A 23,578-nucleotide genomic window follows, 5' to 3' on the forward strand; every position below is an offset into this window, starting at 1 on the left:
TAAGATGCAGGGTAAATTTTTGCACCAACTCCTAAATGAATGTTGAGAGTTACAGGGGGGACTACTAATGAAACTGATTCACATCATAAGCGATGGAATCTATAAACTAGAAAAACTAGCCGCTATTGTCCTATGTCTAATCATACTCATCTCCTTATCTGCTGGGGTGATTTATCGTTATTTTTTAAGCAGCCCATTAACATGGTCGGATGAAACGGCAATTTTTTCACTTATATGGTTAACTTTTATAGGCGGTAGCATGAGCATCAAGCGGCAAAACGCCCCTGCAATTACGATCATTTATGATCGACTTCATGGAATGGCAAGAAAAATATTCCTTATCTTCAGTACAATTGCTGTTTTCGTTTTTGTCGCCTATATTTTGTATCTTTCGATTAATTGGCTATCATCACCTAATATTTCCGTCCAAAAGTCAAGTTCGATGCAAATGCCAATGATTTATGCATATTTAAGCGTTCCAGTCAGCTTTTTATTAATGACCATTCATTCATTGGATGTCATCATTAAAAATTTGCGATTAAAGAAGGAGGGGATTTTTTAAAATGGCAATCGCTCTATTACTATTTATCATCCTCCTTCTACTCCGAGTTCCAATCGCGTTTGTACTCGGAATAACAACTGTAATTTATATTTTTGCATCAAGCAATTTAGGTTTGGTAGCAACCGTCCCCCAACGACTATACTCAGGATTAGAAACTTATAGTCTTTTAGCCATTCCGCTTTTTATGATGGCAGGTGAATTGATGAATTCTGGTGGAATTACTTCAAGACTGATTTCCTTTGCTAAAACACTGGTCGGTCACTTCCGAGGCGGTTTGGCCTATGTAAATGTGATTGCAAATATGTTATTAGCTTCGATTATTGGTTCTGCAACCGCCCAAATTGCAATGATGAGCAGGGTGATGGTCCCTTCCATGGAGAAAGAAGGCTACCCTAGAGAATTCAGCTCTGCCACAACGGCATCAGCTGGTTTATTAGGCCCAATCATCCCTCCTAGTATGATGTTTATTATTTACGGGGTCGGATCTGGTGCATCAATTGGTTCGATGTTCCTCGCAGGTGTGGTCCCAGGTCTCATCCTTGGTTTTTTGTTTGCAATCCTAATCGGATACTTTGGATGGAAACAAAAATGGCCAACAAGCAAAAAAGCGACAATTGTGGAGATGGGTATTTCATTTTTGAAGGTTCTCCCTGCTTTACTCGTACCAGTCATCATTATCGCGGGAATATTAAGCGGAGCTTTTACACCGACTGAATCAGCAGCGATTGCTTGTATTGTTGCCCTAATCGTAGGATTCTTCTTTTATAAAGAATTAAAACTGAAAGACTTACCTGGTGTGATGATTAATACGACGATTTCAACCGCAACAATTACGATGTTAATTGCGATGGCAAATTTATTTGGCTGGATGCTTTCGTTTGAAAAAATCCCTCATGCAATTGCCACATGGATGACGTCTTTATCAGATAATCCTTTAGTATTTTTACTTATTGTGAACATCGTATTGCTCTTTATCGGTATGTTTATGGATGGAATTGCAGCATTAATTATTCTAGTTCCGATTTTCACACCAATTATCGCAAATTACGGAATTGATCCTGTTCATTTTGGTGTCATCATTTGTATTAACTTAACGATTGGATTATTAACCCCACCTGTCGGTACAGGGTTATATATCGCTTCATCACTTGGAAATGTACGATTAGAAACTTTATCAAAAGCGATTCTTCCATTTTTAGCTGTTTCGTTCGTCGCCTTAGCAATCATAACCTACTGGCCTGCTGTCGTGTTATGGCTACCAGCATTCTTAAACTAAAAAAGTGGGTGCCTCGCACCCACTTTTTTAGTTTATTTTAGAAAAGTTTCATCTATTAATTGTTATTCAGCTAAGCATATAAAAACTGTTCCATTTTCCCTATTTAGATTATAATAATGGAAGAGGTTTTTCGATTAATGCGGAAGGATTGTTTACATGGAATTAATTGGCTCGTTATTATTTATCTTATCTGTCATGCTAATAATTGGTGTATTAGCGACAAAATTTTCTTCGCGTCTTGGACTCCCTGCCCTAATTCTGTTTCTTATTGGGGGAATGCTCCTCAACAAGGTCATATTTTTTGAGGATGTTCAGTTAACACAATTTATTGGTACATTAGCATTAATTATCATCCTCTTTGATGGTGGAACACAAACAAAATGGACGAAGATTCGCCCGATTCTTGTACCTGCCACGTCATTAGCTACTTTTGGCGTGTTTATTACCTCTGCTGTCACCGGTATTGCCGCGATGTACATATTAGATTTTTCCTTATTAGAAGGCCTTCTTTTAGGAGCAATTGTCGGCTCAACGGATGCAGCTGCCGTATTTTCAGTTCTAGGAAATAAAAATTTTAATAAGCGTTTAACAGCTACATTAGAAGCGGAGTCTGGCTCCAATGACCCAATGGCTGTTTTTCTCACTGTAACATTAATACAAATGATTCAACTACCAGAGCTGTCCATTTGGTATGCAATTGGCAGTTTAGTCCTACAAATGACTCTCGGCCTTGTTTTAGGACTGGGACTTGGAAAATTAACTGTAATCATTATAAACAGTATCAAACTCGACATTTCAGGATTGTATCCTGTTTTGGCAATGGGTGCAGCGATATTAACGTATGCAGTCACCGATTTCTTAGGTGGAAGTGGATTGTTAGCCGTTTACGTTATGGCCGTATTTGTCGGGAACAGCGACTTAACACATCGTTTTTCCATCTTGCGATTTAATGAAGGGTTTGCATGGATGATGCAAATCGTGATGTTCGCCCTTCTAGGATTGCTCGTCTTCCCTAACCAATTAACCGCTGTTTTCTGGGAAGGTATTTTAATTGTTATCATCTTAATGTTTGTTGCACGACCAATCGCGGTGTTTATCTCAATGATGTTTATGAAATATACGGTAAAAGAAAAATTATTTATTTCATGGGCTGGCTTAAAAGGTGCCGTCCCAATCGTTTTAGCCACTTATCCGATTGTAGCAGGATTAGACAGTAGCAATCAGATTTTTAATACTGTATTTTTCGTAGTCTTCATTTCAGCTTTAGTACAAGGTGGTACATTGTCTTGGTTTGCTGAGAAACTAGGTTTAACGAGTGAGGACGAGGACGAAAATGCGAGCATTGAATTAATTAACTTAGGAACAACGAACTCAGAAATAATGAAAGTCACAATACCAAAAAAAGCTCCTGCAATCGGGATATCATTACTCGACTTACAACTACCGGTAAATACATTAATCATTGGAATTATCCGCAAGGAAAAATTACTAACTCCTACAGGATTATCAGTGATTGAAAAGGGAGATACATTATTTGTCCTTTGTGAAAATAAGGAGCATCGGAGGGAAGCAAAATCCGCATTATTAGGGGAAGATAAGCAACGAAATAAAGCAACTGTCAAAAAGGAATCACCAGAAGATTAGATGTAAAAAACCTGTGCTCTTAATAATAGGCACAGGTTTTTTACAACTTTTTTACCCTTTTAGCTCATTTTCATCTTCCCATTTCGCTACTTCTTCACGTACAACCGGTGCTACCTCATTCCCAAACAATTCAATCGCTTTCATAACCTCTTCATGTGGCATCGTTCCAACAGGGACATGGAGCATAAACCTAGTAATCCCGACATTTTTACGCAAATGGATAATTTTGTCGGCAACCGTTTGCGGATCTCCAACATACAATGCCCCTTCGAAGCTTCGCGCAAAATCATAACTTGACCGATCATATGGCCCCCAACCACGTTCTCGACCTAATTTATTCATTGCTTGTTGAGTAGAAGGAAAAAATTTATCTGCAGCCTCTTCAAGATTCCCTGCTATAAAGCCATGTGAATGGGAAGCAACAGGCAATTTTGCTACATCATGTCCAGCTTTTGCAGCTGCTCGTTTATATAGACGTACGAGTGGTTCAAATTGCAGCGGCTTTCCACCAATGATTGCGAGGACAAGTGGCAATCCGAGAAGGCCCGCACGGACAACTGACTGTGACGTCCCACCACTCCCAATCCAAACAGGTAAAGGGTTTTGTACAGGACGAGGATAAATGCCAAGATTATTTATTGCCGGTCGATGTTGACCTTTCCAAGTAATTTTCTCATTCTCGCGTATTTTCAATAACAACTCCAATTTTTCATCGAACAACTCATCATAATCATTTAAGTCATAACCGAATAATGGGAATGATTCGATAAACGACCCCCTGCCCGCCATAATCTCTGCTCTTCCATTCGAAAGTGCATCAAGGGTAGCAAAGTCTTGAAATACACGAACAGGGTCAGCTGATGAAAGCACAGTCACAGCGCTTGTTAAACGAATACGAGTCGTTTGCGTTGCCGCTGCAGCTAACACAACAGCAGGTGAAGATGCCGCATAATCTTCCCGATGATGTTCACCGACACCAAAAATATCTAAACCCACTTGATCTGCCAATACTATTTCTTCTACTACTTCAGAAATTCGTTGAGCATGACTAATGACCTCACCCGTTTTTACATCTGGAGTCGTCTCAACAAATGTACTAATCCCTAACTCCACGCACAAACCCTCCATTCTTCCATAGAAAAGAATATCTCCTATTGATTTATTTACCATACCATTTTTATCTTGAATTAAAAAGAATGAACAATCAAACAACTATTTTTATATCTATAGTAAAAAGAATTCAAAAAATAAAGTAGGGAAACCTTTCACAAGGCTCCCCCCTTATCAAACCGTACGTGCCCTATTAAGGCATACGGCTTACCAACGTGTTACATTGAATACTTTGCTATTCTTTGTGCATAGTTCATTTTGCGAACGCGGTCAGGTGTATAATACTCCCTTCCGCGTTCTTTTGCTTTTTGGACCTTCTTTTGTTGTTTCTTCTCTTGGCTCTTCTTCATATAATCAATGTAGGATTCTGGAGTATAGCCATATTGTTTTCCGTAGTAATATTGAAAAGTCGCTACCAATCCGATTCGAACGAAGAACTCGATATTCCATTTCGTTGTCATTGTCCACCCTTTTCTTTGACTTGGGTGTTTATGAATCATGCATACTCGTAACCTTCTTCTAATATAGCCATCAATTGCCTTTAATTCATTTCCAATGACATTAAAGTAGCAGTTGCTTTTTAATCCATATTCTTCGTTTGCCTTTATTGCTTCCCAAAGAGTTAGAAAGTAATTTACTTTTCCTCTAATTACAGGATTTACTTTCTCTATCCAAACCTCTTTACTATATGTAAAGGTCTTTCTCGTTTTGGTTTTTATCTTTTGGCGAAAGTCATCCCATGTGGACTCTTTAGGTTTAGCTATGAAGTATGGTTTTCCATCTTTCTTTCGGTTTCTCCAGTGTTCAAAGGTGAATCCTAAGAAATCGAAATCATCATGGTTAAAATCCACGACTTTGGTCTTCTCGATAGAGATTTCTAAGCCCAATTCTGCTAGTTTGCCTTTGGTAATTTGTTCGGCTCGTTTGATGTCTTCCTTTGTTTTCGCAAATAGAAGAAAATCATCCGCATAACGCACAAAACGAATTCCATTAAGGTCTAGTTCCCAATCTAATTCATTTAAATAGAGGTTCGCAAGAAGTGGTGAAATTACGCCTCCTTGCGGAGTGCCAGAATCTGTTTGATGGAATTTGCCTTCTTCCATATAGCCAGCTTTTAACCATTTCCAGATAAGGTCTAGGACGGTCCCATCTGCTATATATTTCTGAAGCACCTTCATCAATTTCTTATGTGGAATATTGTCAAAGAAGCCTTTAATATCGCAATCATAGATATAGTTATAGCCTTTTTCCACGTTCCACATTATAAGCTGCACTACTCTTTTAGCACCTCTATTTGGGCGGTAGCCACATGACCAGTTGTGGAAAATAAATTCTTCACATTTTGGTTCTATTACGTTTACTACGGCTTGTTGGACAATGCGGTCTTCAATGTTGGGGATTCCAAGTGGTCGCATTTTTCCATTTTTCTTGGGAATATACTGTCTTCTGACAGGTGATGGTGTGTATTCTTTCGCTCGAAGTTTCGCAAGAAGTTGATTGATATTCTCGTTCTCGTTAGCTTCGTAGCTTTGAATGGTCTCACCATCGATTCCACCAGCTCCATTGTTAGACTTTACCTTTTCCCAGGCAGCCATTAGTTTTCGGTCAAAGAGAATTTGTCCGTAGATACTATGCCATTTCAATTTCAGTTCTTGATTCAATGCTTATTCCACACCTTTCATTGTGTACATCCAGTTCGTTTTACCGAGGTAACGTGTTCTGTTTTCATTACACACCTCTATTAGAGTAGAACCACGAGGTCGCATCCCCTTCCGTTCGGAATGTGTTTAGTCACATTCTTACTTCCGTACTATGAGAGCGTCTGACTTCTTCACTCGTAATGTCAACTTCGAATTACTCTTATATGACACCACCTGAAATTGAGAGTGAAGACCTCACGGGGTCATTACACTTTCCTTCTAAACATACCCAGCACCTTCACTTGATAAGCTCCCTTTAATCGGCTGGCTCTTTGATTAAAGGACTCCTGTAATTTACAGTGAGGACTTCCCGTTATTCTCGCACAGTCGTCAACTTACCCGGCCGTATGTGCTTCACGCTTTCGCATTTGGGTCTGCTTATCCGTCTACGGGTCTCTCGACATTCCGCATCTCCTTCAGACATTACTTCACAATAATGCCCTAGATTAGACTTCATAGGTTGTGCCAGCACTCCTATGGGAGGACTTACACCTCCGAGAGAGATAACCTTCCAGGATTCGGGGACCGTTTTACCGCCGTAGCGTGTCCCAACCTATATAAGTTAGTTCTTGCAGTGGTCCTGCAAAGGTGCAACTGCCCGTCGCACAATAAAAGCGAGCCTATCATCATAGCTCGCATTAAACATCCTTATTTAGTTATTCAACAATTCTTGCTCTTCTTTCCGAACATAATCAATTTCAAAACCCAAATCTTTGAGCATCTGATGGTCGGCATTCGATTCTTGACCGGCTGTTGTTAAGTAATCACCAACAAAAATTGAGTTTGCGGCAAATAAACCAAGTGGCTGTAAACTCCGTAAATTCACTTCGCGCCCGCCAGAAATGCGAATTTCTTTTGTAGGATTTATAAACCGCATAAGCGCCAGCACTTTTAAACAATATCTTGGATTCAGCTCATTTGTCCCCTCTAGCGGAGTTCCATCAATCGCATGTAAAAAGTTTACTGGGATTGAGTCAGCATCGATTGCTTTTAAACTCCTTGCCATATCGATAACATCCTGTTTTGTTTCTTTCATTCCAATAATTGCCCCAGAACAAGGAGAAATTCCTAAATCTTTAATCATTTGCACCGTACCGACGCGATCTTGATATGTATGCGAAGTAGTAATCGCCTCATGATGATTTTCGGATGTATTCAAATTGTGATTATACCGTTCAACCCCGGCTTCCTTCAGTTTTGCTGCCTGTTCACGCTGAATCAAACCTAAACACGCACATATTTTCAAATTATACTTTTCTTTTATCTCTTTTACCGCAGATGAGACTTGGTCAATCTCTTTATCGCTTGGACCACGACCACTTGCGACAATACAATAGGTTCCCGCTCCTAAGCGATTCGCTTGTTCAGCACCTTTTAATAACTCTTCTCTATCCATCATTTTATACTTATCAACGGTTGCTGTTGAAATACTCGACTGCGAACAATAGCCGCAATTTTCAGGACAGAGTCCAGATTTAGCATTCACAATCAAATTTAGCTTTACTTTATTCCCATAATAATGGTGACGAATCAGGTAAGAACCATGCATTAATTCAAGAATTTCTTCATCTGGACAATTTAAAATCGCTAATGCCTCATCATTCGTTATTTCATCACCTTCAAGAACATTTAACGCTAACTGCTTCCAACTCATTTCATTTCCCCCTCTATACAGGCCTGTTTATTTTCCTGAATTGACTCCGACTAAGAACAGAATGCTCTAATCGATAAGCAAAAAATGCTGCTCCGATTGAAAGAATAATATCCTTTGGTAATGGCGGGAGCATCCATAACCAAGCTAATTTATATGTAAAACCATCTGGGGCTGCAGCCCAGAACTTGTAAGCAAAATACATCCAATTCGTCCCGAAAAGATAATTAATGACCATCCCAGTAAGTGATGCCCAAATAAACATATTCAATGTTTTCTTCTTTTCAACCATTTTTCCAACAATATAGGCTGTAATAATAAATGAAACAATAAATCCAAATGTCGGACTTAAAATTTGGGTGAAGCCACCACTAAATCTAGCAAAAACGGGTGCTCCAACTAATCCTAAAGCAGCATATACCATCATACTAATGGATCCTAATCGACTCCCAAGTATCGCTCCTGCTAAAATAGCAAAAAACGTTTGTAACGTAATTGGTACCCCGCCTACCACCATAAATGGGACAATTGACGTAATATTTGCGCCAATCATCATTAACGCAACAAACATCCCTGCTAAACTAATATCTAAGGCATTCATTTTATTTTTCATCATTTTTTCCTCTCTCACAATGTTTTCTCAATATTTATCCTATTCAAATAGTAAATGGTTTCTTTTTTTGTGTCAACTACTTTTATTTTAGGTTAACATATTTGTAGTGTTGCACTATTGTCAAATCCTTTTTTCCACCCTATTTTTAAAAAAATGGCTCTGTAATAACTGAATGTTGATTTTACTATGTTTGAAAAATAAGCGGATAAATTACGCCTAAACTGGGAAATAGCGATATTTCCTTAAAAATAAGGGGAGTATTTCCGTCTATATGATCAAAAGCTTTGAATTTTGGCTTATTTAGAGCAGTTAACCGGAATATCTCCGCTTATTTTCGCTTCTTAAGCTTCCACTATATACATTAGGCGGAAATTCTCCGCCTATACTACAAGAAAATCAACAATGAATAATAACTAAGAATAAAAAATAAAAACGAACCCATGCTGATGGGTTCGTTTAAACACTTTGATTAACTACAAAATCAAATATTTGTTATAAGTAAATCCATATAAGGGACTTTATGTTTCGTTTAAATGACTATATAATTTTTATGTGAAACAACAGTCCTGTTATTCATAAACTCATATTCAGACATATTTTCAATAATTTCCACGATGACTGAATTTTCCTTCACTTTCTCCACTTTCCCTTTAATACCTGTTTTCGAGATAATTTTATCTCCAATATTCGCTTTTTTTGTTCCCATTATCATCTCTCCCTTTGTCATACTTTATTTAGGCCCCAGTAAGCTGGGGGATTTTAGCAAACTCTTTAATTCAACATCAGTAAGCGCTTTCATTAGGGTGAATAAATTCTGACTAATCTAAATATTATCACAATTATATACCAACGCTTCATTTTCATCAAGAGTTATTGTTAAAATACTCTATAAACAAAGTGACAAGAGGAAAAACAAAATTGTCACATTTATTTCATAATTCAGTTAAAAAATCCCCTATTTACCTAGTAATATTAATTTATACCATATTGGTAGTATTAATTAAACATTGTGATAAGGGGTGGTCCTATTGCGAACATTACACGAACATCTCCAAAGTATTATTGAAAACAAACGAACTCAAATGACAAACACTGCCTCCCTTAAAGGAATGTCTGCCAATGAAACATTAAAATTAAGTCAGGACTTAGATAAATTAATTATGCTTTCAATGAAGTACAAGCTTCAGCGATATTTATAAAAAAAAGAGAGCATCTGCTCTCTTTTTTAGTCTAACTCTTCTTCATCCATCATTTCATCTAACATTAAAGAAACCTTTTCAAATTCTTCATCGCTTTCGATTGCTGAAAAATCGCCATCCTCATCCACTTTTAAAAAGAATACATCAATATCCTCAATATTTTCTCCCTTCAAATCTTCAACAAAACTGACCGCTACATATTCTATCCCTTCATTTGTAATCGAAGCGAGAACTTCGACCTCCTGGTCTTCGTTATTTTCGTCACTAATAGTGAACACCTCACCGATTTCCGCCTTACCCATTTCATTCCTCCTCTCTATTTTAATCAATCTGCATTTATTAAGTATCTACCATCGGTGTGATATTTAACCTTGAATATCGGATGATTTGTTTTTTCTGAGATGTGCATTTTTAACAAAATTGTCAAAATCATATGTTATAAATGAAAATCTTTGCGTTCATTATACTTTTTTCGAAAAAATTATAATAAAATAAAAATGTGACCTATATCACTAAAATAATTTCTTCTTTACAAATAAAACCCACGAATAGAGGGATTATAATGCCCAATGACCGCGGCTTTACGTTAGTAGAAATACTAGTCTCATTTCTTATCTTATTCCTAATCGGGACCGTATTTTTTCAGTTTTTTACAATCTCTCAAAAAACGACAATGGGGAATCAAGATAAATTAGTAGCAGTAAATTTGGCAAAATTCTTTTTAGAACAAGTAAAAGCTGGAGAAATCGCAGAAATTGATGATGTTGGCATATATGGTAGTAACAATTGCCAAACGGAAGCAGGATGCAGCGACGATTACATAAAAACAGTAAATAATAAAAGGTATTCAATAAAAGTGGAAGTGAATGAAACTGGAGAAACCGATGAGGGTGAAATCCGCTTATACGTTGTTAAGATTGAAGTTTATCATAACGACCAAAAGCCTATTACGACCCTTGAAGGGTTGGTAGAATTATGAAGAGATCAACAATAACAAGAGAAAATGGACTCACCCTAGTTGAAGTGTTAGCTGGCATCGCCTTATTAAGTATCGTTTCTATTGCAACGATTGCTTATTTAACGAGCGGGTTAGACAATTTTAGAAAAATAAATGAAGACATCTCCTTACATGATGAAGCAAATTATGTGATGAAACGATTCGAAAATGAAATTTTGGTGGCAACCAAGGTAGAGATTGTTTCAGATTATCCTAATTCAATAAAAATTACAAAAATGGAAGGAGAGCAAGTTACATTAGGATTTGAGAATCGACAAGCGGTCATAAATGGAAACGCCATCCATTCACGATATGAAGTTTCGGAAGATTCATGGATAAAAATAGAGGATTCTACATATAGAGAAAAATATTTATCAATTAAAATAATTATGCAAGAAAAACATACAGACTCTGGCGGCAAAAAAATCGAACTAAAGAATCGAATACCTTATCTTATTATTGGGGCTGATACGATTGAAGTTAAATGAACGTGGTTCAAGTCTTGTGCTCGTGCTCTTAGTCATTTTAGTCTTTTCCGTCCTCGGTCTGTCTCTATTGGTTAACACAGTAGGTGAAACAAAACGAACTGTGAAAACAGAGTCCAATTCCCAAGCACAGCAATATGCACTTGATGGTTTAACTTATTTTGAAACCGCCTTCAAAAACTATGTACACTCGACAGATTCCAATTCTATTAATCTTTTACATTTTTTAGCCGATTATGAAGATTGGGTCACGGTCGGTCCAGAAATTGAACCAGTTAAAATCCAAGTTAAGGCTCAATTAATTGGGTTAGAAGACCAATATAATATTGAAGTCACTAGCAAAGGCGTAACTAGTGACACTAAGAAAACAATTATCGGGTATTATATGCTGAAGTATGATTTTGAGCATGATGAGGCTGTATATAAAATTATAGATTTAACGAAAGACGGAGCTTATCCATTAAATTTTACGAATGATAATGTTCTTAAGTTAGGGGTGGGTGCCGTACTAAATCTCAACTTAATTACAATCGGAGGTTCAGAAAAAAACTACCATCGAGTACCAGACGAACAAAGACTTTTAAATATAAATTTACTTAACCTCATCTCTATCGGTGGCGGTAATGGGGATTTTTCTATGTACAAAGAAAAACCGATTATCGCTTCAAGACAAGGTGCTATATTAGGTGTTGACCTATTGAAACTTGTAAAGGTAAATGTATTGAATGAAGAGGTGGTAGCAAATACAAATGTAGTAATTGATGGTGGGTATTCTGAACCAGTATTCAGTTTACTCGGAATACGAATTGGACAAAAAGAAAGCTTTAAAAATATTGAATTTAAAAAGTTGATTGTTATTGGGAACGTCGTTATCCAACAAGATAAAGTTGATCGTGGTTTGTTTTACAATGATAGAATTGATCAGGCAAATCCGCGGTACTTCACATTCAATGAAGGTCTTTTTGTCTATCGCTCATTAGAAGTTGGCGGAAAGCAAACAAGCAGCTCTAATCCGCCAATAAGCAACCTAATGCTTCGCGGGGATATGGTAACAATGGAAAATTTATATATTAACCATGTGAATTTAACAATTGGCGATAGCGACCATAAAAATTTATCAACTGAAGATAAATTTTCAAATATTTATGTACATGGAAATGCCGAGATTAAAAATGCTTGTATTAACCTCAAAAACAATGATTACCGCTTCGGTTTGTTTGTCGCAGGAAAGTTAACGATTGAAAATAACAGCAGTTGCAGCACTTTTCCAGGCATCTATTACGCTGAAGGCGGAATTGAAATCAAAACAAACAATCAACCGATGACGATCAATGGCGGCTTAATCGGGGAACTAACGGTTGATTATCCAGATAGGCTTACAATCAACTGGGATGAACAATATTTACCAAAAATAAAAGTGAAAAACATTGATTTAATTCCGCAAGGACGAATCGTTGATTAAGATTGCTCCAAAAGGCTTATAATAAAGGGATGGATTCATCTTCAACATATGGAGATGAATCCACTTTTCCTTCCATGATAAATCCCTAAACATCTCCATAATCCCCACACTTTTCAATGCTTTTCCTTATTGTACTTTATAACTCATACCACAGACATAGCCTCATCTTTTAAACAATATCTGTCGTAAATCCTTTTTTCTGAAAGGCTGTAAAGATTTCTTCAATATGCTCACGGTTTTTCGTTTCCACCGATAGGAGAAATTGAGCATATCCTGGATAGATATTTTCGCCCATATGATTTATAGAGACATCTAAAATATTTCCATTCTTTTCAGTAACTACTCCTAGGAATTTTTCGAGGTTTCCAGGCTTATCATTTAAAATTGTACTAAAACGCACAAAACGACCTGCCTCAACCATCCCTCTTTCGATGATTCGCGAAATGAAACTCACATCAACATTCCCACCACTAATAACCGGTACTACCTTTTTATGTTGAAGCGGCACCTTTTGATATAATAATGCTGCAAGTGCCACCGCGCCGGAACCTTCAACCAATAATTTATTCCGCTCTAAAAGCATTAACATTGTTTGGGCAATTTCCATTTCATCAACTGAAACCATCGCGTCTACATACCTTTGAACGAGTTGAAAAGTATGCAAGCCTGGTCTTTTAACGGCAATCCCATCCGCCATAGTAGGGCTGGAATCAACAAGGACCGGTTTCTGTTCCTTCAATGATTGTTCCATACTTGTACAAGCAGCAGCTTGAACTCCATAAATTTTAATCGATGGATGCTGTTCTTTCACCGCAGCAGCAATTCCAGCAATTAGCCCTCCACCTCCGACTGGACAAACGATTGCATCAACTTCTGGTAGCTGCTTTAAAATCTCAAGTCCTATTGTTCCCTGACCATTAATAATTGCTTTATCATCAAAGGCATGAACAAAAGCAGCACCAGTTTGTTTCTTCAACTCTACTGCGTACTCTAACGCCTCATCGAAGACCGTTCCTTGCAATTCAACGTTCGCACCGTATTCTCTTGTTGCTTGCACCTTGCTTAAAGGCGCGCCTTTAGGCATAACAATCGTACAAGGGATATTCAACAGATTGCTTGAGTATGCTACACCTTGTGCATGGTTTCCTGCTGAGGCTGCAACCACCCCTTTTTGAACTTCTTCTTTCGTTAATGAAATCATTTTATTGTAAGAACCTCGGACCTTAAAGGAACCAGTTTTTTGTAAATTCTCTAGCTTTAAATATACTTCATTATTCGCATACTTACTAAATGTTTTCGAATAATCTAATGGTGTTTTATGAACGATTCCCAACATCTTTTCATAGGCATTAACAACCTCATTATAGGAAACCATATTCCCACTCCTCACTGGCATATCTTTCATTGATTTCCTTAGTTTTCACACGAATAGATTGGTTATACAATTTTAAATTTGTGAAATGGTATTTGCCATGCATATGTAATAATTCCCTTGAAAGAAACGAACATTAAAAGTATCTTATAATTAGGTGGTCATATGGATAAAGAAAAAACAAGGCAAGAACATAATGAAGATGAAGAGGCTTGGGAGACTCTTTATTTAGATGAAGTAGATGAAGAATGGGAAAATGAGAAAGAGCGACGAAAAAAACGAAGATCCAAATACGTTAAAGTCATAAGTTTTTTTCTCGTATTTGCCTTATTAATAAGTGGATTGCAAGTATGGTTCCACTTATTTAATATCCCTGCGATTGAATTTTTGCAAGTATCAAAAAAGCTCTCAGAAAATCAAGAGGTAAGAAAATATAAACAATCGGTCGTGTCAATCGAATATGATGGTGTAAAAGGAACGGGTTTTAATATTGAACCTACGGGAACAATTGTGACAAACGAGCATGTAGTTGCTCATTCAGATAAGGTAATGGTTCATTTTAAAACTGGAAACACCTATATTGGCAACGTAATCGTCAAAGATTCAGAACTGGATTTAGCAATTGTCGATATCGAAGCTGAAAACCTTCCCACTCTCCCTCTCTCTTTTAAAAAGGATTGGGGCGAAGCAATGGGTGAAAAAATAATTTTTATTGGAAATCCACTGTCTTTTACACAGATTGCCAATGAAGGAGAGATTGCCGGTGAAATTCTTTTACGTAATTGGAACGTTCCGGTACTCATGATTGATGCCCCTGTATATAAAGGAAATAGTGGCAGTCCTGTTATAAATGAAAGTGGTGAAGTCGTTGGCGTGATTTTTGCAACCATCTCCTCACCGATGGGGAAAAATCGAGTCGGAGTGGCAACTCCCTCCCATTACATCTGGGATCTCTTCAAGAATGAGCATAATTAAACCAAAACCACATGATGAATGTGGTTTTGGTTTTCATCCACCTTCAACTAATGTTTGTACAATCGAATCTTCTATTTCTCTCACGGAATGACCTAAGTAATTGTTAATCATAATCGAAAAAATTAAAGGTTCTCCTTCCGTTGGGATCACATATCCAGAAATCGTTGAAACGCCAGTAATTGACCCTGTTTTTGCTTTCACATTTCCTTTTACAGGTTCTTCCTTCATCCGTGTCCGTAAAGTACCACCGACTAATCGATCTGAATCACCCGCAACTGGAAGAGAAGCCTCAAACTCCGGAAACCAAGCTTTTTCCTGAATAGTATATAACAATTGAGATAATTCGTTTGCAGAGATCAAATTTTTATGGGACATCCCAGAACCGTCTCGCAGCAAAATGGTTTCCCCATTCACTCCAAATTTTACAACAGTTCCTTTCATCACTTGAAGACCTTTATTCCAACTTCCTTCACCATGAACGACTTTCCCCATCTCTTTCGTGAGGGTTTCTCCGTGACCGTTATTACTCAGCTTCATAAACGGAACTAGTAAATCTTCCAGAGGCATTGACTTTTTTATTGTTAGCAACTGAGCATCTTCTGGGGTACTACCCGTTTTTACTTCTAAACTGTTACTAATTTTAAACCCTGCATCGATAAGAGCGTGTAAAAATACATCTAAAGTATATTCTGTCGGTTCCCAAACCGCTACCCATGCTTTTTCACTGTTACTTGAGAACGGAATCGTCCCATTAATATTGATTACGTTCGTCCCATGCTCTCTTTCAATTGTGATTTTTTTTTGAGCATTTCCCTCAACTGTTTCAGTTTCATTCCTAATTTCCACATAATTTGTAGCAGGTGTTACCTTCACGTTTGCATGCTTTCCGACCTTTTTAGCTGGAAACACCTCAACAATAACAGTCCCACTATCATAATCATGATCAGGTGAAAGCGTTAAAGCGGAAACTTGGGAACCGGTGTAGTTGGTCTCATCAGACCAGTTTAAGTCTTGAGAAAGACGAATATGATCATACCAGAGATCATCTCCAATTAAATTTCCATCAATTTTATGTATTCCCTTTGCTTTCAAGTCTTTGGCAAACTGATCTAAGTCTGCCTTCATTAAGGTTGGATCTCCCTTCCCTTTTAAATAAACATTTCCCACTAGCGTATTCCCTTCTATCTTCCCGTCTATCCAAACTTCGGTTGAAAACTGATAGTCCTTCCCTAATACTTCCAATGCTGAGGCCGCTGTTAAAAGTTTCATGTTTGAGGCTGGGTGTAAACGAGTGTCACCAAAAGGAGAATAGATTAACTCTCCTGACACCGCATTACGAATACTTACACCAGTAATGGCACCAGCCAAACGTTCATCTTTTAAAATTGTATCAATCTTAGCTAATGTCGCTGAATAAACTGCTTTCTTGGTGGCTGCGTTATCATGTGTTGGAAACGGTAAAAACAAAAGTATTGTCATTATGGAGATTATCCAAAAAAATTTTAAATGGAGACCTCTTCGCATCATTCACTCACATCCATCTATCTGCTCAATTTCTTTCTATTATTCCACAATTTAAAAAAGGCAAACCGTTTATTTGCCTTTGCATAAGATTCGCATGGACTCATTGTCAATCCAGCTTCATATAGACAGATCAGGATGATGCTATACTGCTAATTTCATTAAAAAAGGTACTAAAAAAATCCCCCAAAGCACTGTAATCCAGGCGGCAAAGATCATCCCGAGTGACGAAAATGTTGCTTCCTGTTCACCGTATTCTCTTGCCTTATTTGTTCCAATCGCATGTGCACCCATGCCAAGTGCAAGTCCCTTAGCAATAGGGTTTTTAATCGATAACCACTTTATTACTTTTGGACCAAGCACACCACCAACCATTCCGGTAATGATAACAAAAACAGTCGTTAACGTTGGGAGACCACCAATCTCCTTTGAAACTTCAATGGCAATCGGTGTTGTAATCGATCGTGGTAAAATCGATGTAATAAAGTCATACTTTAAGTGAATCATTAATGACAATAACAATGTTGAAAAAATAGCTATTAGTGACCCAGTTGTAATACTAACAAGGATTGTCCCTATATATTCTTTTATCGTCTTTAAATGTTTGTAAATCGGGACAGCAAAGGCAACAGTTGCTGGACCAAGCATATGTGTCAACCATTTAGAAGCATCCAAATATTGATTTGCCGGAACATGGAAAAGTGAAATTAATAAAATTAACAGCGATGGAGTTAGCAGCAATGGGTGGAATAGTAAGAGTGAATTTATAGAATAGATTTTTTTCGCTAGGCGGTAGACGAGTATCGTAACAATGGTAAATAAAACGACCATCAACGCAACTCACCCCTCTTTTTCCCAATTATTTTCTCAGCTATTAAGGCTGTTAGTCCGATTACAATCATCGTACTTACTCCTATTAATAATACGATTTTTATTCCTTCTATACTTAAAATTTCATCATAATTTATAATTCCAACTGCCGAAGGAACAAAGAAGAGCAATAATTCTGCTAACAACCAGTTTGCACCTTTTTCAACCCATTCTAATTTAATGATTCTTAAATATAACGCTATAAATAAAAAAGAAAGACCAAGCATAGAACTAGGGATTGGCAAAGAAACGATTGCTTTTAAACCTACTCCTAATAAGAAAAAAACATGAATGAATACGACCTGTAAAATAATGACTCCAAGTTTCATTGAATGAATCCTCTCTCAAATTAAAGGATAAATAAAAAAATTACAACTATTTCCAAATTAGAACTATAGAGTATATCATACGATAAATTTCAGCAATCGTAAATTAAATATTCAGAATTATAAAGATTAATTTTAGTAACAAAGTTTGGGGTTATTTTTGTTCATTTTTTGATATAATGAAGTGTGTTTAACAATTTTGAGGGGGATCCATATTTTTATGTCAGTCGAAGTAGGTAGTAAGGTACAAGGTAAAGTGACAGGAATTACAAATTTTGGAGCATTTGTAGAATTGCCTGGAGGTTCAACTGGTCTAGTTCATATTAGCGAGGTTGCCGATAGCTATGTAAAGGATGTGAATGACCACCTTACAGTTGGCGATCAAATTGAAGTGAAAATTTTAAGTGAGCAGGATGGAAAAATTGCCCTTTCAATTAAAAAAGCAATTGACCAACCTGAAAAGCGAGAATCTTCCTACGCTGGGCGTGCTCCACGCCAAGGAAAAACGGATAACAGAAATAAAGATTTCCGTTCCAAGGGAAACTTCAAACCAAAAGAAACGTTTGAAGATAAGATGGCTAAGTTTTTGAAATCAAGTGAAGAAAATTTATCTTCACTTAAGCGGAACACTGAAACAAAGCGCGGCGGTAGAGGTGGAAGACGCGGTTAATATCTACTGAGTTGTTCCAATAAAGAGGATTTATCTTCCTCTGATTTATGAGCAAGAAATCTATAAACGGGAGGCAAGCGTAGAAATATCGCTTGCCTTTTTTATTTTAAAGTCCCACTGCTCTCTTCATCCGTCTAAAATGAGAAATATTACAAATCCTATTGAAAGAACATTCAGGTTATTTTACCATCTTAGTAAATAAACCTTTAGGAGTGTGTAAATGTCTTCTTTTAAAAAACAAGCAAATGGTATCTTTCCTTCCGTATGTTCATTGGATTGTCCTGATCAATGTGGTTTACTCGTTCATAAAAAAGATGGAAAAATTGTAAAAATCGTAGGAGATCCAAACCATCCAGTAACGAATGGAAACATCTGTAATAAAGTAAGAAACATGACAGAACGCATATATGACCCAAAACGCTTACAATTTCCCATGAGACGGACAGGTATAAAAGGCGATGGGAAGTATGAGCGAATAAGCTGGACCGAAGCAATTGAAACCATCACTTCTCGCTGGAAGCATCTAATTCGCACATCTGGCCCAGAAAGCATTCTTCCTTATAGTTTTTACGGGAATATGGGAAATGTGAATGCTGAGGGAATCGACCGACGGTTTTTCCATCGTTTAGGCGCTTCGAAGTTGGAACGGGCGATTTGTTCTTCCGCAGGCTCTGTAGGTTACCAATATACAATGGGTGGTAGCTTTGGTATGGATCCTGAGGATACCATTCATTCAAAACTAATTATATTTTGGGGGATTAATGCAGTCAGCACAAATATGCATCAAGTCATTCTTGCACAGAAAGCCCGCAAAAACGGTGCAAAAATTATTGTCATTGATGTTCATAAAAATCAAACTGGACGAATGGCAGACTGGTTTATTCCAATCCTTCCAGGAACAGACGCTGCGCTCGCATTAGGGATTATGCATATTTTATTTGCTGAGGACATGATCGATTCCCATTTTCTTGAAACGTATACAGTCGGCTATAAAAAGTTACGTGAGCATGTTATCCAATACGACCCAAATACTGTATCAGAAATTACCGGTATCCCGGTTGAAGATATACTTGAGCTTGCCCGATTGTATGGAAGAACATCACCTTCATTTATCCGCATAGGCAACGGCTTGCAACATCACGATAATGGCGGCATGTGTGTCCGTACAATTTCTTGTCTACCTGCTTTAACAGGGCAATGGCTCAATAAAGGCGGTGGAGCCATCAAGGGGAACAAAGGGTATCTGTCTCATAATACAAAAAATCTGCAGCGACCTGATTTATTAAAAAATCAAAACACGAGAATCATCAATATGAATCAGCTCGGTCAAGCATTACTTACCCTAGATCCGCCAATAAAATCGTTGTTTATTTACGGATCAAACCCTGCAATTGTCGCACCTGAAAGCAATAAAGTTAGGAGAGGGTTAGCGCGTGATGATTTATTTACAGTTGTCCATGATTTGTTTTTAACTGAAACAGCAAAATATGCTGACATCGTCCTTCCAGCAACAAGTGTTTTTGAAAATACCGATTTCTACACTTCCTTTTGGCATCATTATATACAACTTCAGCAGCCAATCATTGAAAACTATAAAGAATCAAAATCAAATGTGGAGGTATTTCAATTACTTGCAAAGGCAATGGATTTCAACGATGAAGCTCTATTTGAATCCGAGGCTGAAATGATTAAACAAGCTTTAGACTCTCCAAATCTTACAGGGATCGATCTTGAAGGTTTGAAAAAGGACCATTATAAAAAAGCGCAAATTAAACCGCTATTACATGGTAAACTATTAACGCCAACTGGCAAAATTGAATTATACTCTGAACAAATGGAAAAACACGGATACCCTCCACTTCCGACTTATATTCCACTAGAGGATGATGGTGAGTACCCGTTTCAATTCATTGCTGGCCCAAATCATAATTTCTTAAACTCTACATTTTCTAATAATGAGAAACATATAAAACTAGAAAAAGAGGCTCTTATATACGTAAATACGAAGGATGCAAAATCACTTGGAATTGAGAATGGGGATATGATTCGGATATGGAACGAGCGTGGCGAATGTAAATTAAAAGCAACTACCGGTGATAATGTTCTTTCTGGTGTAGTTGTCACACAGGGATTATGGTCAGATTCAACAGGCTCGCAACGATTACTTAATTCACTCACCCCCGACCGTCTAGCCGATATGGGAGGTGGAGCAACCTTCTTTTCAGGAAAAGTAAATATTGCGAAGGTGGAAGAATAAAACATCCTTAACCAATGGGAAAAAGAGCTTGATATTCCAAGCTCTTTTTTAATCAGATAGTTATTGACTCTTGATTTATCCTTCTATATTTCCTCTGTTTTTTATCTCTTGTAATGTTTCTTGAATTTTGAAAAAAATAATCAATAGCTCACAATAAATTCTTGTGATAAACGGGCCTAATACGATCGTAAATAATCCTGAAATAACTTGTATTCCGCCCCCATATGGGCTTGCAGCACCAGCTATAATTTGAATGATTCCAAACAAAACCGATAATCCTGCACCAATCCAAAAAACAAATTTGATAATGGACGGAGTAATCATTTTATTGAATTGCATAAACTCTTTAATTGGAAATCCCTCCTTTTTTTCTTTCCCATTAAAGTATGAAAGAATTAGCGCTTTAATGATGCTTTTCTTGAAGTTACAACAGGAAAATAATAAAAACATCAATCAGCAGTAACCATTCCAGTTCTCTTTTATATTAGTCACCGGGAACCTTATTCGCTCATACAGTATTGGGAAGATTTTTTAGATAGGAGGAATTGACATGTACCCTGGATACCCTTACTTACCGACATTAAATCCAATCATGTATTATCCTAATTACGATGTTCCATCTTATTTCCAACGTTCACAATCTCCTTATAGATATAATTATTCACCCTTAAACATGCGCCAACAACCAATTAGAGGACAGGCGAGCTGGACAGAAGGCGGACCAATCACGAAATGCAACATCCCATGGTCAGATAATGAATATATGACAGTCGCAGTTGGAACAGAAAGTCAATATCAGTGCGGGCAAACTTTAAAGGTAAGAAATCTCTCTTCAGCAAGTCCTAGAGAAATATTGGTGAAGGTCGTTGATCAAGTACCAGGCTATCCGGTAAACAATCTAATCCTTCACCGAAGAGCATTTCAAGCTCTAGGAGCCTCTGTAAATCAGGGGGTTATAAATATCGAGATTCTTCCATCTCCTCATGTTGCAGAAGAAGAGTGGGGAAAGTATTTGTTAAATCTTGCTCAAACAGCTTATCCAGGATACGATGTAACAGATTATCAATTTGTTGACAGCACACAAATATCACCAACTCAAATAAAACGAACCTATCATTTTCTATTGAGGTCTCCTCAGGAAGAAATAAAAGTTCAAGGAAATGTCATTTATAATCCAACAACAAACCGAATCGTCTCATTTGATCTAAATGAAGTATAAAAGAAACAAATTTCCTTCTCTAACTGCAAAGAAAATACCCTTTCTTACCATGTCGTAAGAAAGGGTATTTTACATTTTCAGTTACTCGCTAATTTGGTTTAGTACCATTGCATTCTGAACAAATACCATAAACTTCCAATTGATGGTGGGTAACTTTAAACCCCTTGGATTGCTCAACGAATGATTCAATTTCATTTAGTGCTGGATAAAAAAAATTAACGATTTTTCCGCACTCTTGACAAATAACATGGTAATGATTGGTTGTCAAACAACAATAATGGTTGAATGAATCCCCAAAGTCCATCTTCTTTACTAGGCCTACTTCCTCGAAAGTTCGCAACGTATTATATACGGTCGTTACACTCATGCTAGGAAACCGTTCACGAATCGCCTTAAATATATCATCTGCTGTTGGGTGTGATAAAGATTCGAACAAGTATTCCAAGATTGCATTACGTTGAGGAGTGAGCTTAATTCCTGAACTTTTTAATTTATCAATGGCTTCACTAAAAAGGGATGACACTTCAACCCACCTCACTTTAGCATCCTTTTAAAAAACATTTTTACATAACGATCAGTTGATTTATAAAGTAAGTGCTTACAAAATACAAAACTATAAATAAATCATGTTTTCATAATAATAATATAATCAATTAAATTTTCTGTCAATATTAACAGGCATTTTAATTGATACTAAAAATAGGCCTTTAAAAACGAGGCCTATTTCTAAGTTAATTAATTGATATATTTCCCATAATCAGGAAGTGCGATCTTATCAAATTCATTTACGAGCACCTGAAGACTTGTTGATAACTCTTCTCCACTCATCGGCAAACCATGACCCGTTACAGCAACATTTGGTGTAAGGGTTTGTAAGTTCTGGACAGACTTCCTTGCGCTTTCCCAATCTGTTGTTAAATAGCGGGGTGGTCCGCTAATTTCTTTCTCTTGAGTCAGCACTTTGTAAAGATACTCTTGTTTTACTGTTACGAAAGCATCTCCAACGATCAAGGTTTTATCTTGATCTCTGAAAAATGATACATGGCCTTCTGTATGTCCAGGAGTATGAATCCAGCGAAAACCTGGCATTTGTGAGACAGTTCCATCTGATGGCAATGCTTCTACATTGTCGCCTAAAGAGATCGGCTCATTAGGGAATATTGGCGACATTTTTGCAACCATACCGCCTTCTACCGTAGAATCCGGCTCGGGGTATTTCTTTTTCCCTGTTAAATATGGGAGTTCCAATTCATGCGCATATACCGGCACTTCCCAATGTTTGATTAATTCAACGATCGCACCAACATGATCAAAATGACCATGTGTCAAGATAATTGCCTTCGGTTTGCTTCCTTGTCCAAAACGCTCCTCTGTAGTCGCAATAATTTCCTCTGCTGATCCAGGCATCCCAGCATCAACTAACACAAAATGATCTTCATTACCTACGAAACAAATATTAACAATTTGAACGGTGTACGAGTAGATGTCAGGCAATACAGATATCCCAACACCACTGCCTATTGACGTAGTGGGAATATATTTATAATCACTACCATATGATAGATTTTTGTCCATCTTACAACCCCTTTGCAAAAAGTAAAACCGAGATTAGCTTTCGCTGGAATCTTGGGTATTATTCTTTTATTAATCATTGGGTCGATGTTTTTTA

At 37.3% G+C, this 23,578-nt stretch carries 24 protein-coding genes; 11 read left to right on the forward strand and 13 right to left on the reverse strand.

Going from position 1 to position 23,578, the window contains the following annotated elements:
- The first annotated feature begins 67 nt into the window (after positions 1 to 67).
- From GNT69_RS06205 to GNT69_RS06215, 3 genes are all read left to right on the forward strand, one after another.
- The gene (locus tag GNT69_RS06205) at positions 68 to 562 is read left to right on the forward strand and encodes a TRAP transporter small permease (RefSeq protein WP_203554110.1); all 495 of its coding nucleotides are present in this window, start codon (positions 68 to 70) and stop codon (positions 560 to 562) included.
- A gap of 1 nt (position 563) precedes the next feature.
- Entirely contained in the window at positions 564 to 1,838 is a 1,275-nt protein-coding gene (locus GNT69_RS06210) for a TRAP transporter large permease (protein WP_203554111.1), read from the forward strand.
- A gap of 156 nt (positions 1,839 to 1,994) precedes the next feature.
- Entirely contained in the window at positions 1,995 to 3,482 is a 1,488-nt protein-coding gene (locus GNT69_RS06215) for a potassium/proton antiporter (protein ID WP_203554112.1), read from the forward strand.
- Between the two features lie 51 nt (positions 3,483 to 3,533).
- Here GNT69_RS06215 and GNT69_RS06220 read toward each other — a convergent pair whose 3' ends face one another.
- The 5 genes from GNT69_RS06220 to GNT69_RS06240 all read right to left on the reverse strand — a co-directional run bounded on the left by GNT69_RS06220 (position 3,534) and on the right by GNT69_RS06240 (position 9,262).
- Positions 3,534 to 4,595, reverse strand: coding sequence for an Atu2307/SP_0267 family LLM class monooxygenase (locus GNT69_RS06220; protein WP_203554113.1), 1,062 nt, complete (start codon positions 4,593 to 4,595; stop codon positions 3,534 to 3,536).
- A gap of 215 nt (positions 4,596 to 4,810) precedes the next feature.
- A complete protein-coding gene (gene ltrA, locus GNT69_RS06225; protein WP_203554114.1) occupies positions 4,811 to 6,253 on the reverse strand; it encodes a group II intron reverse transcriptase/maturase in 1,443 nt (480 codons plus the stop codon).
- Positions 6,254 to 6,944: 691 nt separating this feature from the next.
- Entirely contained in the window at positions 6,945 to 7,946 is a 1,002-nt protein-coding gene (bioB, locus tag GNT69_RS06230; RefSeq protein WP_203554115.1) for a biotin synthase BioB, read from the reverse strand.
- Between the two features lie 13 nt (positions 7,947 to 7,959).
- Entirely contained in the window at positions 7,960 to 8,556 is a 597-nt protein-coding gene (locus GNT69_RS06235) for a biotin transporter BioY (RefSeq protein ID WP_203554855.1), read from the reverse strand.
- Positions 8,557 to 9,085: 529 nt separating this feature from the next.
- Positions 9,086 to 9,262, reverse strand: a complete 177-nt coding sequence (locus tag GNT69_RS06240) for a DUF2187 family protein (protein ID WP_203554116.1) — start codon at positions 9,260 to 9,262, stop codon at positions 9,086 to 9,088.
- A gap of 322 nt (positions 9,263 to 9,584) precedes the next feature.
- Between GNT69_RS06240 and GNT69_RS06245 the strand changes: the two genes are divergently transcribed.
- A complete protein-coding gene (locus GNT69_RS06245) occupies positions 9,585 to 9,755 on the forward strand; it encodes an aspartyl-phosphate phosphatase Spo0E family protein (RefSeq protein ID WP_239094079.1) in 171 nt (56 codons plus the stop codon).
- A 26-nt stretch (positions 9,756 to 9,781) separates the two neighbouring features.
- On the opposite strand, the gene GNT69_RS06250 is transcribed toward GNT69_RS06245, so the two are convergent.
- Positions 9,782 to 10,057 carry a DUF1292 domain-containing protein gene (locus GNT69_RS06250; RefSeq protein WP_203554117.1) on the reverse strand — a complete coding sequence of 92 codons (276 nt, stop codon included), beginning with the start codon at positions 10,055 to 10,057 and terminating at the stop codon, positions 9,782 to 9,784.
- 260 nt (positions 10,058 to 10,317) lie between these two features.
- On the opposite strand from GNT69_RS06250, the gene GNT69_RS06255 reads away from it, so the two are divergent.
- The 3 genes from GNT69_RS06255 to GNT69_RS06265 are packed head-to-tail and all read left to right on the forward strand — an operon-like array spanning position 10,318 to position 12,699.
- Entirely contained in the window at positions 10,318 to 10,734 is a 417-nt protein-coding gene (locus GNT69_RS06255) for a type IV pilus modification PilV family protein (protein ID WP_203554118.1), read from the forward strand.
- The gene (locus tag GNT69_RS06260) at positions 10,731 to 11,240 is read left to right on the forward strand and encodes a PilW family protein (RefSeq protein WP_203554119.1); all 510 of its coding nucleotides are present in this window, start codon (positions 10,731 to 10,733) and stop codon (positions 11,238 to 11,240) included. The genes GNT69_RS06255 and GNT69_RS06260 overlap by 4 nt, the downstream gene beginning before the upstream one ends.
- Positions 11,227 to 12,699 (forward strand): hypothetical protein, encoded by a 1,473-nt coding sequence (locus tag GNT69_RS06265; protein ID WP_203554120.1) that lies wholly within the window; start codon positions 11,227 to 11,229, stop codon positions 12,697 to 12,699. Before GNT69_RS06260 ends, GNT69_RS06265 begins: the two co-directional genes overlap by 14 nt.
- Before the next feature lie 169 nt (positions 12,700 to 12,868).
- Here GNT69_RS06265 and ilvA read toward each other — a convergent pair whose 3' ends face one another.
- Positions 12,869 to 14,074 carry a threonine ammonia-lyase gene (gene ilvA / locus GNT69_RS06270; protein ID WP_203554121.1) on the reverse strand — a complete coding sequence of 402 codons (1,206 nt, stop codon included), beginning with the start codon at positions 14,072 to 14,074 and terminating at the stop codon, positions 12,869 to 12,871.
- Positions 14,075 to 14,236: 162 nt separating this feature from the next.
- On the opposite strand from ilvA, the gene GNT69_RS06275 reads away from it, so the two are divergent.
- Entirely contained in the window at positions 14,237 to 15,046 is an 810-nt protein-coding gene (locus tag GNT69_RS06275; protein WP_203554122.1) for a S1C family serine protease, read from the forward strand.
- Between the two features lie 33 nt (positions 15,047 to 15,079).
- Here GNT69_RS06275 and dacB read toward each other — a convergent pair whose 3' ends face one another.
- From dacB to GNT69_RS06290, 3 genes are all read right to left on the reverse strand, one after another.
- Positions 15,080 to 16,525 carry a D-alanyl-D-alanine carboxypeptidase/D-alanyl-D-alanine endopeptidase gene (gene dacB, locus GNT69_RS06280; protein ID WP_239094080.1) on the reverse strand — a complete coding sequence of 482 codons (1,446 nt, stop codon included), beginning with the start codon at positions 16,523 to 16,525 and terminating at the stop codon, positions 15,080 to 15,082.
- 186 nt (positions 16,526 to 16,711) lie between these two features.
- On the reverse strand, positions 16,712 to 17,398 hold the full coding sequence (locus GNT69_RS06285; RefSeq protein WP_239094118.1) for an LrgB family protein: 687 nt from the start codon (positions 17,396 to 17,398) through the stop codon (positions 16,712 to 16,714).
- Complete coding sequence (locus GNT69_RS06290) at positions 17,398 to 17,766, reverse strand: CidA/LrgA family protein (RefSeq protein ID WP_203554125.1); 369 nt, start codon at positions 17,764 to 17,766, stop codon at positions 17,398 to 17,400. Before GNT69_RS06290 ends, GNT69_RS06285 begins: the two co-directional genes overlap by 1 nt.
- 217 nt (positions 17,767 to 17,983) lie before the next feature.
- Here GNT69_RS06290 and GNT69_RS06295 point away from each other — a divergent pair, with 217 nt between their 5' ends.
- Together GNT69_RS06295 and GNT69_RS06300 are read left to right on the forward strand one after the other, a co-directional pair.
- Positions 17,984 to 18,433 carry a S1 domain-containing RNA-binding protein gene (locus GNT69_RS06295; RefSeq protein ID WP_203554126.1) on the forward strand — a complete coding sequence of 150 codons (450 nt, stop codon included), beginning with the start codon at positions 17,984 to 17,986 and terminating at the stop codon, positions 18,431 to 18,433.
- A 220-nt stretch (positions 18,434 to 18,653) separates the two neighbouring features.
- A complete protein-coding gene (locus GNT69_RS06300) occupies positions 18,654 to 20,690 on the forward strand; it encodes a molybdopterin oxidoreductase family protein (RefSeq protein WP_203554127.1) in 2,037 nt (678 codons plus the stop codon).
- Between the two features lie 75 nt (positions 20,691 to 20,765).
- On the opposite strand, the gene GNT69_RS06305 is transcribed toward GNT69_RS06300, so the two are convergent.
- On the reverse strand, positions 20,766 to 21,029 hold the full coding sequence (locus GNT69_RS06305) for a DUF4282 domain-containing protein (RefSeq protein WP_239094081.1): 264 nt from the start codon (positions 21,027 to 21,029) through the stop codon (positions 20,766 to 20,768).
- Positions 21,030 to 21,240: 211 nt separating this feature from the next.
- Here GNT69_RS06305 and GNT69_RS06310 point away from each other — a divergent pair, with 211 nt between their 5' ends.
- Positions 21,241 to 21,909, forward strand: a complete 669-nt coding sequence (locus tag GNT69_RS06310) for a DUF3889 domain-containing protein (RefSeq protein WP_239094082.1) — start codon at positions 21,241 to 21,243, stop codon at positions 21,907 to 21,909.
- An 88-nt stretch (positions 21,910 to 21,997) separates the two neighbouring features.
- On the opposite strand, the gene GNT69_RS06315 is transcribed toward GNT69_RS06310, so the two are convergent.
- Both GNT69_RS06315 and GNT69_RS06320 read right to left on the reverse strand, forming a co-directional pair.
- Positions 21,998 to 22,432: a transcriptional repressor gene (locus tag GNT69_RS06315; protein ID WP_203554128.1), complete on the reverse strand. Its 435-nt coding sequence runs from the start codon at positions 22,430 to 22,432 to the stop codon at positions 21,998 to 22,000.
- Between the two features lie 212 nt (positions 22,433 to 22,644).
- A complete protein-coding gene (locus GNT69_RS06320; protein WP_203554129.1) occupies positions 22,645 to 23,484 on the reverse strand; it encodes an MBL fold metallo-hydrolase in 840 nt (279 codons plus the stop codon).
- Positions 23,485 to 23,578 lie beyond the last annotated feature (94 nt).

The organism is Bacillus sp. B15-48 (assembly GCF_016879755.1).
Lineage (GTDB): Bacteria > Bacillota > Bacilli > Bacillales > Cytobacillaceae > Mesobacillus_B.

Bases quoted from the DNA above. Each gene is read 5' to 3' on its own strand.
- GNT69_RS06205 (WP_203554110.1), top strand. From the start codon at position 68: ATGAAACTGATTCACATCATAAGCGATGGAATCTATAAACTAGAAAAA.
- GNT69_RS06210 (WP_203554111.1), top strand. From the start codon at position 564: ATGGCAATCGCTCTATTACTATTTATCATCCTCCTTCTACTCCGAGTT.
- GNT69_RS06215 (WP_203554112.1), top strand. From the start codon at position 1,995: ATGGAATTAATTGGCTCGTTATTATTTATCTTATCTGTCATGCTAATA.
- bioB (WP_203554115.1), bottom strand. From the start codon at position 7,946: ATGAGTTGGAAGCAGTTAGCGTTAAATGTTCTTGAAGGTGATGAAATA.
- GNT69_RS06235 (WP_203554855.1), bottom strand. From the start codon at position 8,556: ATGAAAAATAAAATGAATGCCTTAGATATTAGTTTAGCAGGGATGTTT.
- GNT69_RS06240 (WP_203554116.1), bottom strand. From the start codon at position 9,262: ATGGGAACAAAAAAAGCGAATATTGGAGATAAAATTATCTCGAAAACA.
- GNT69_RS06250 (WP_203554117.1), bottom strand. From the start codon at position 10,057: ATGGGTAAGGCGGAAATCGGTGAGGTGTTCACTATTAGTGACGAAAAT.
- GNT69_RS06255 (WP_203554118.1), top strand. From the start codon at position 10,318: ATGCCCAATGACCGCGGCTTTACGTTAGTAGAAATACTAGTCTCATTT.
- GNT69_RS06260 (WP_203554119.1), top strand. From the start codon at position 10,731: ATGAAGAGATCAACAATAACAAGAGAAAATGGACTCACCCTAGTTGAA.
- ilvA (WP_203554121.1), bottom strand. From the start codon at position 14,074: ATGGTTTCCTATAATGAGGTTGTTAATGCCTATGAAAAGATGTTGGGA.
- GNT69_RS06275 (WP_203554122.1), top strand. From the start codon at position 14,237: ATGGATAAAGAAAAAACAAGGCAAGAACATAATGAAGATGAAGAGGCT.
- dacB (WP_239094080.1), bottom strand. From the start codon at position 16,525: ATGACAATACTTTTGTTTTTACCGTTTCCAACACATGATAACGCAGCC.
- GNT69_RS06285 (WP_239094118.1), bottom strand. From the start codon at position 17,398: ATGGTCGTTTTATTTACCATTGTTACGATACTCGTCTACCGCCTAGCG.
- GNT69_RS06290 (WP_203554125.1), bottom strand. From the start codon at position 17,766: ATGAAACTTGGAGTCATTATTTTACAGGTCGTATTCATTCATGTTTTT.
- GNT69_RS06295 (WP_203554126.1), top strand. From the start codon at position 17,984: ATGTCAGTCGAAGTAGGTAGTAAGGTACAAGGTAAAGTGACAGGAATT.
- GNT69_RS06300 (WP_203554127.1), top strand. From the start codon at position 18,654: ATGTCTTCTTTTAAAAAACAAGCAAATGGTATCTTTCCTTCCGTATGT.
- GNT69_RS06305 (WP_239094081.1), bottom strand. From the start codon at position 21,029: ATGCAATTCAATAAAATGATTACTCCGTCCATTATCAAATTTGTTTTT.
- GNT69_RS06310 (WP_239094082.1), top strand. From the start codon at position 21,241: ATGTACCCTGGATACCCTTACTTACCGACATTAAATCCAATCATGTAT.
- GNT69_RS06320 (WP_203554129.1), bottom strand. From the start codon at position 23,484: ATGGACAAAAATCTATCATATGGTAGTGATTATAAATATATTCCCACT.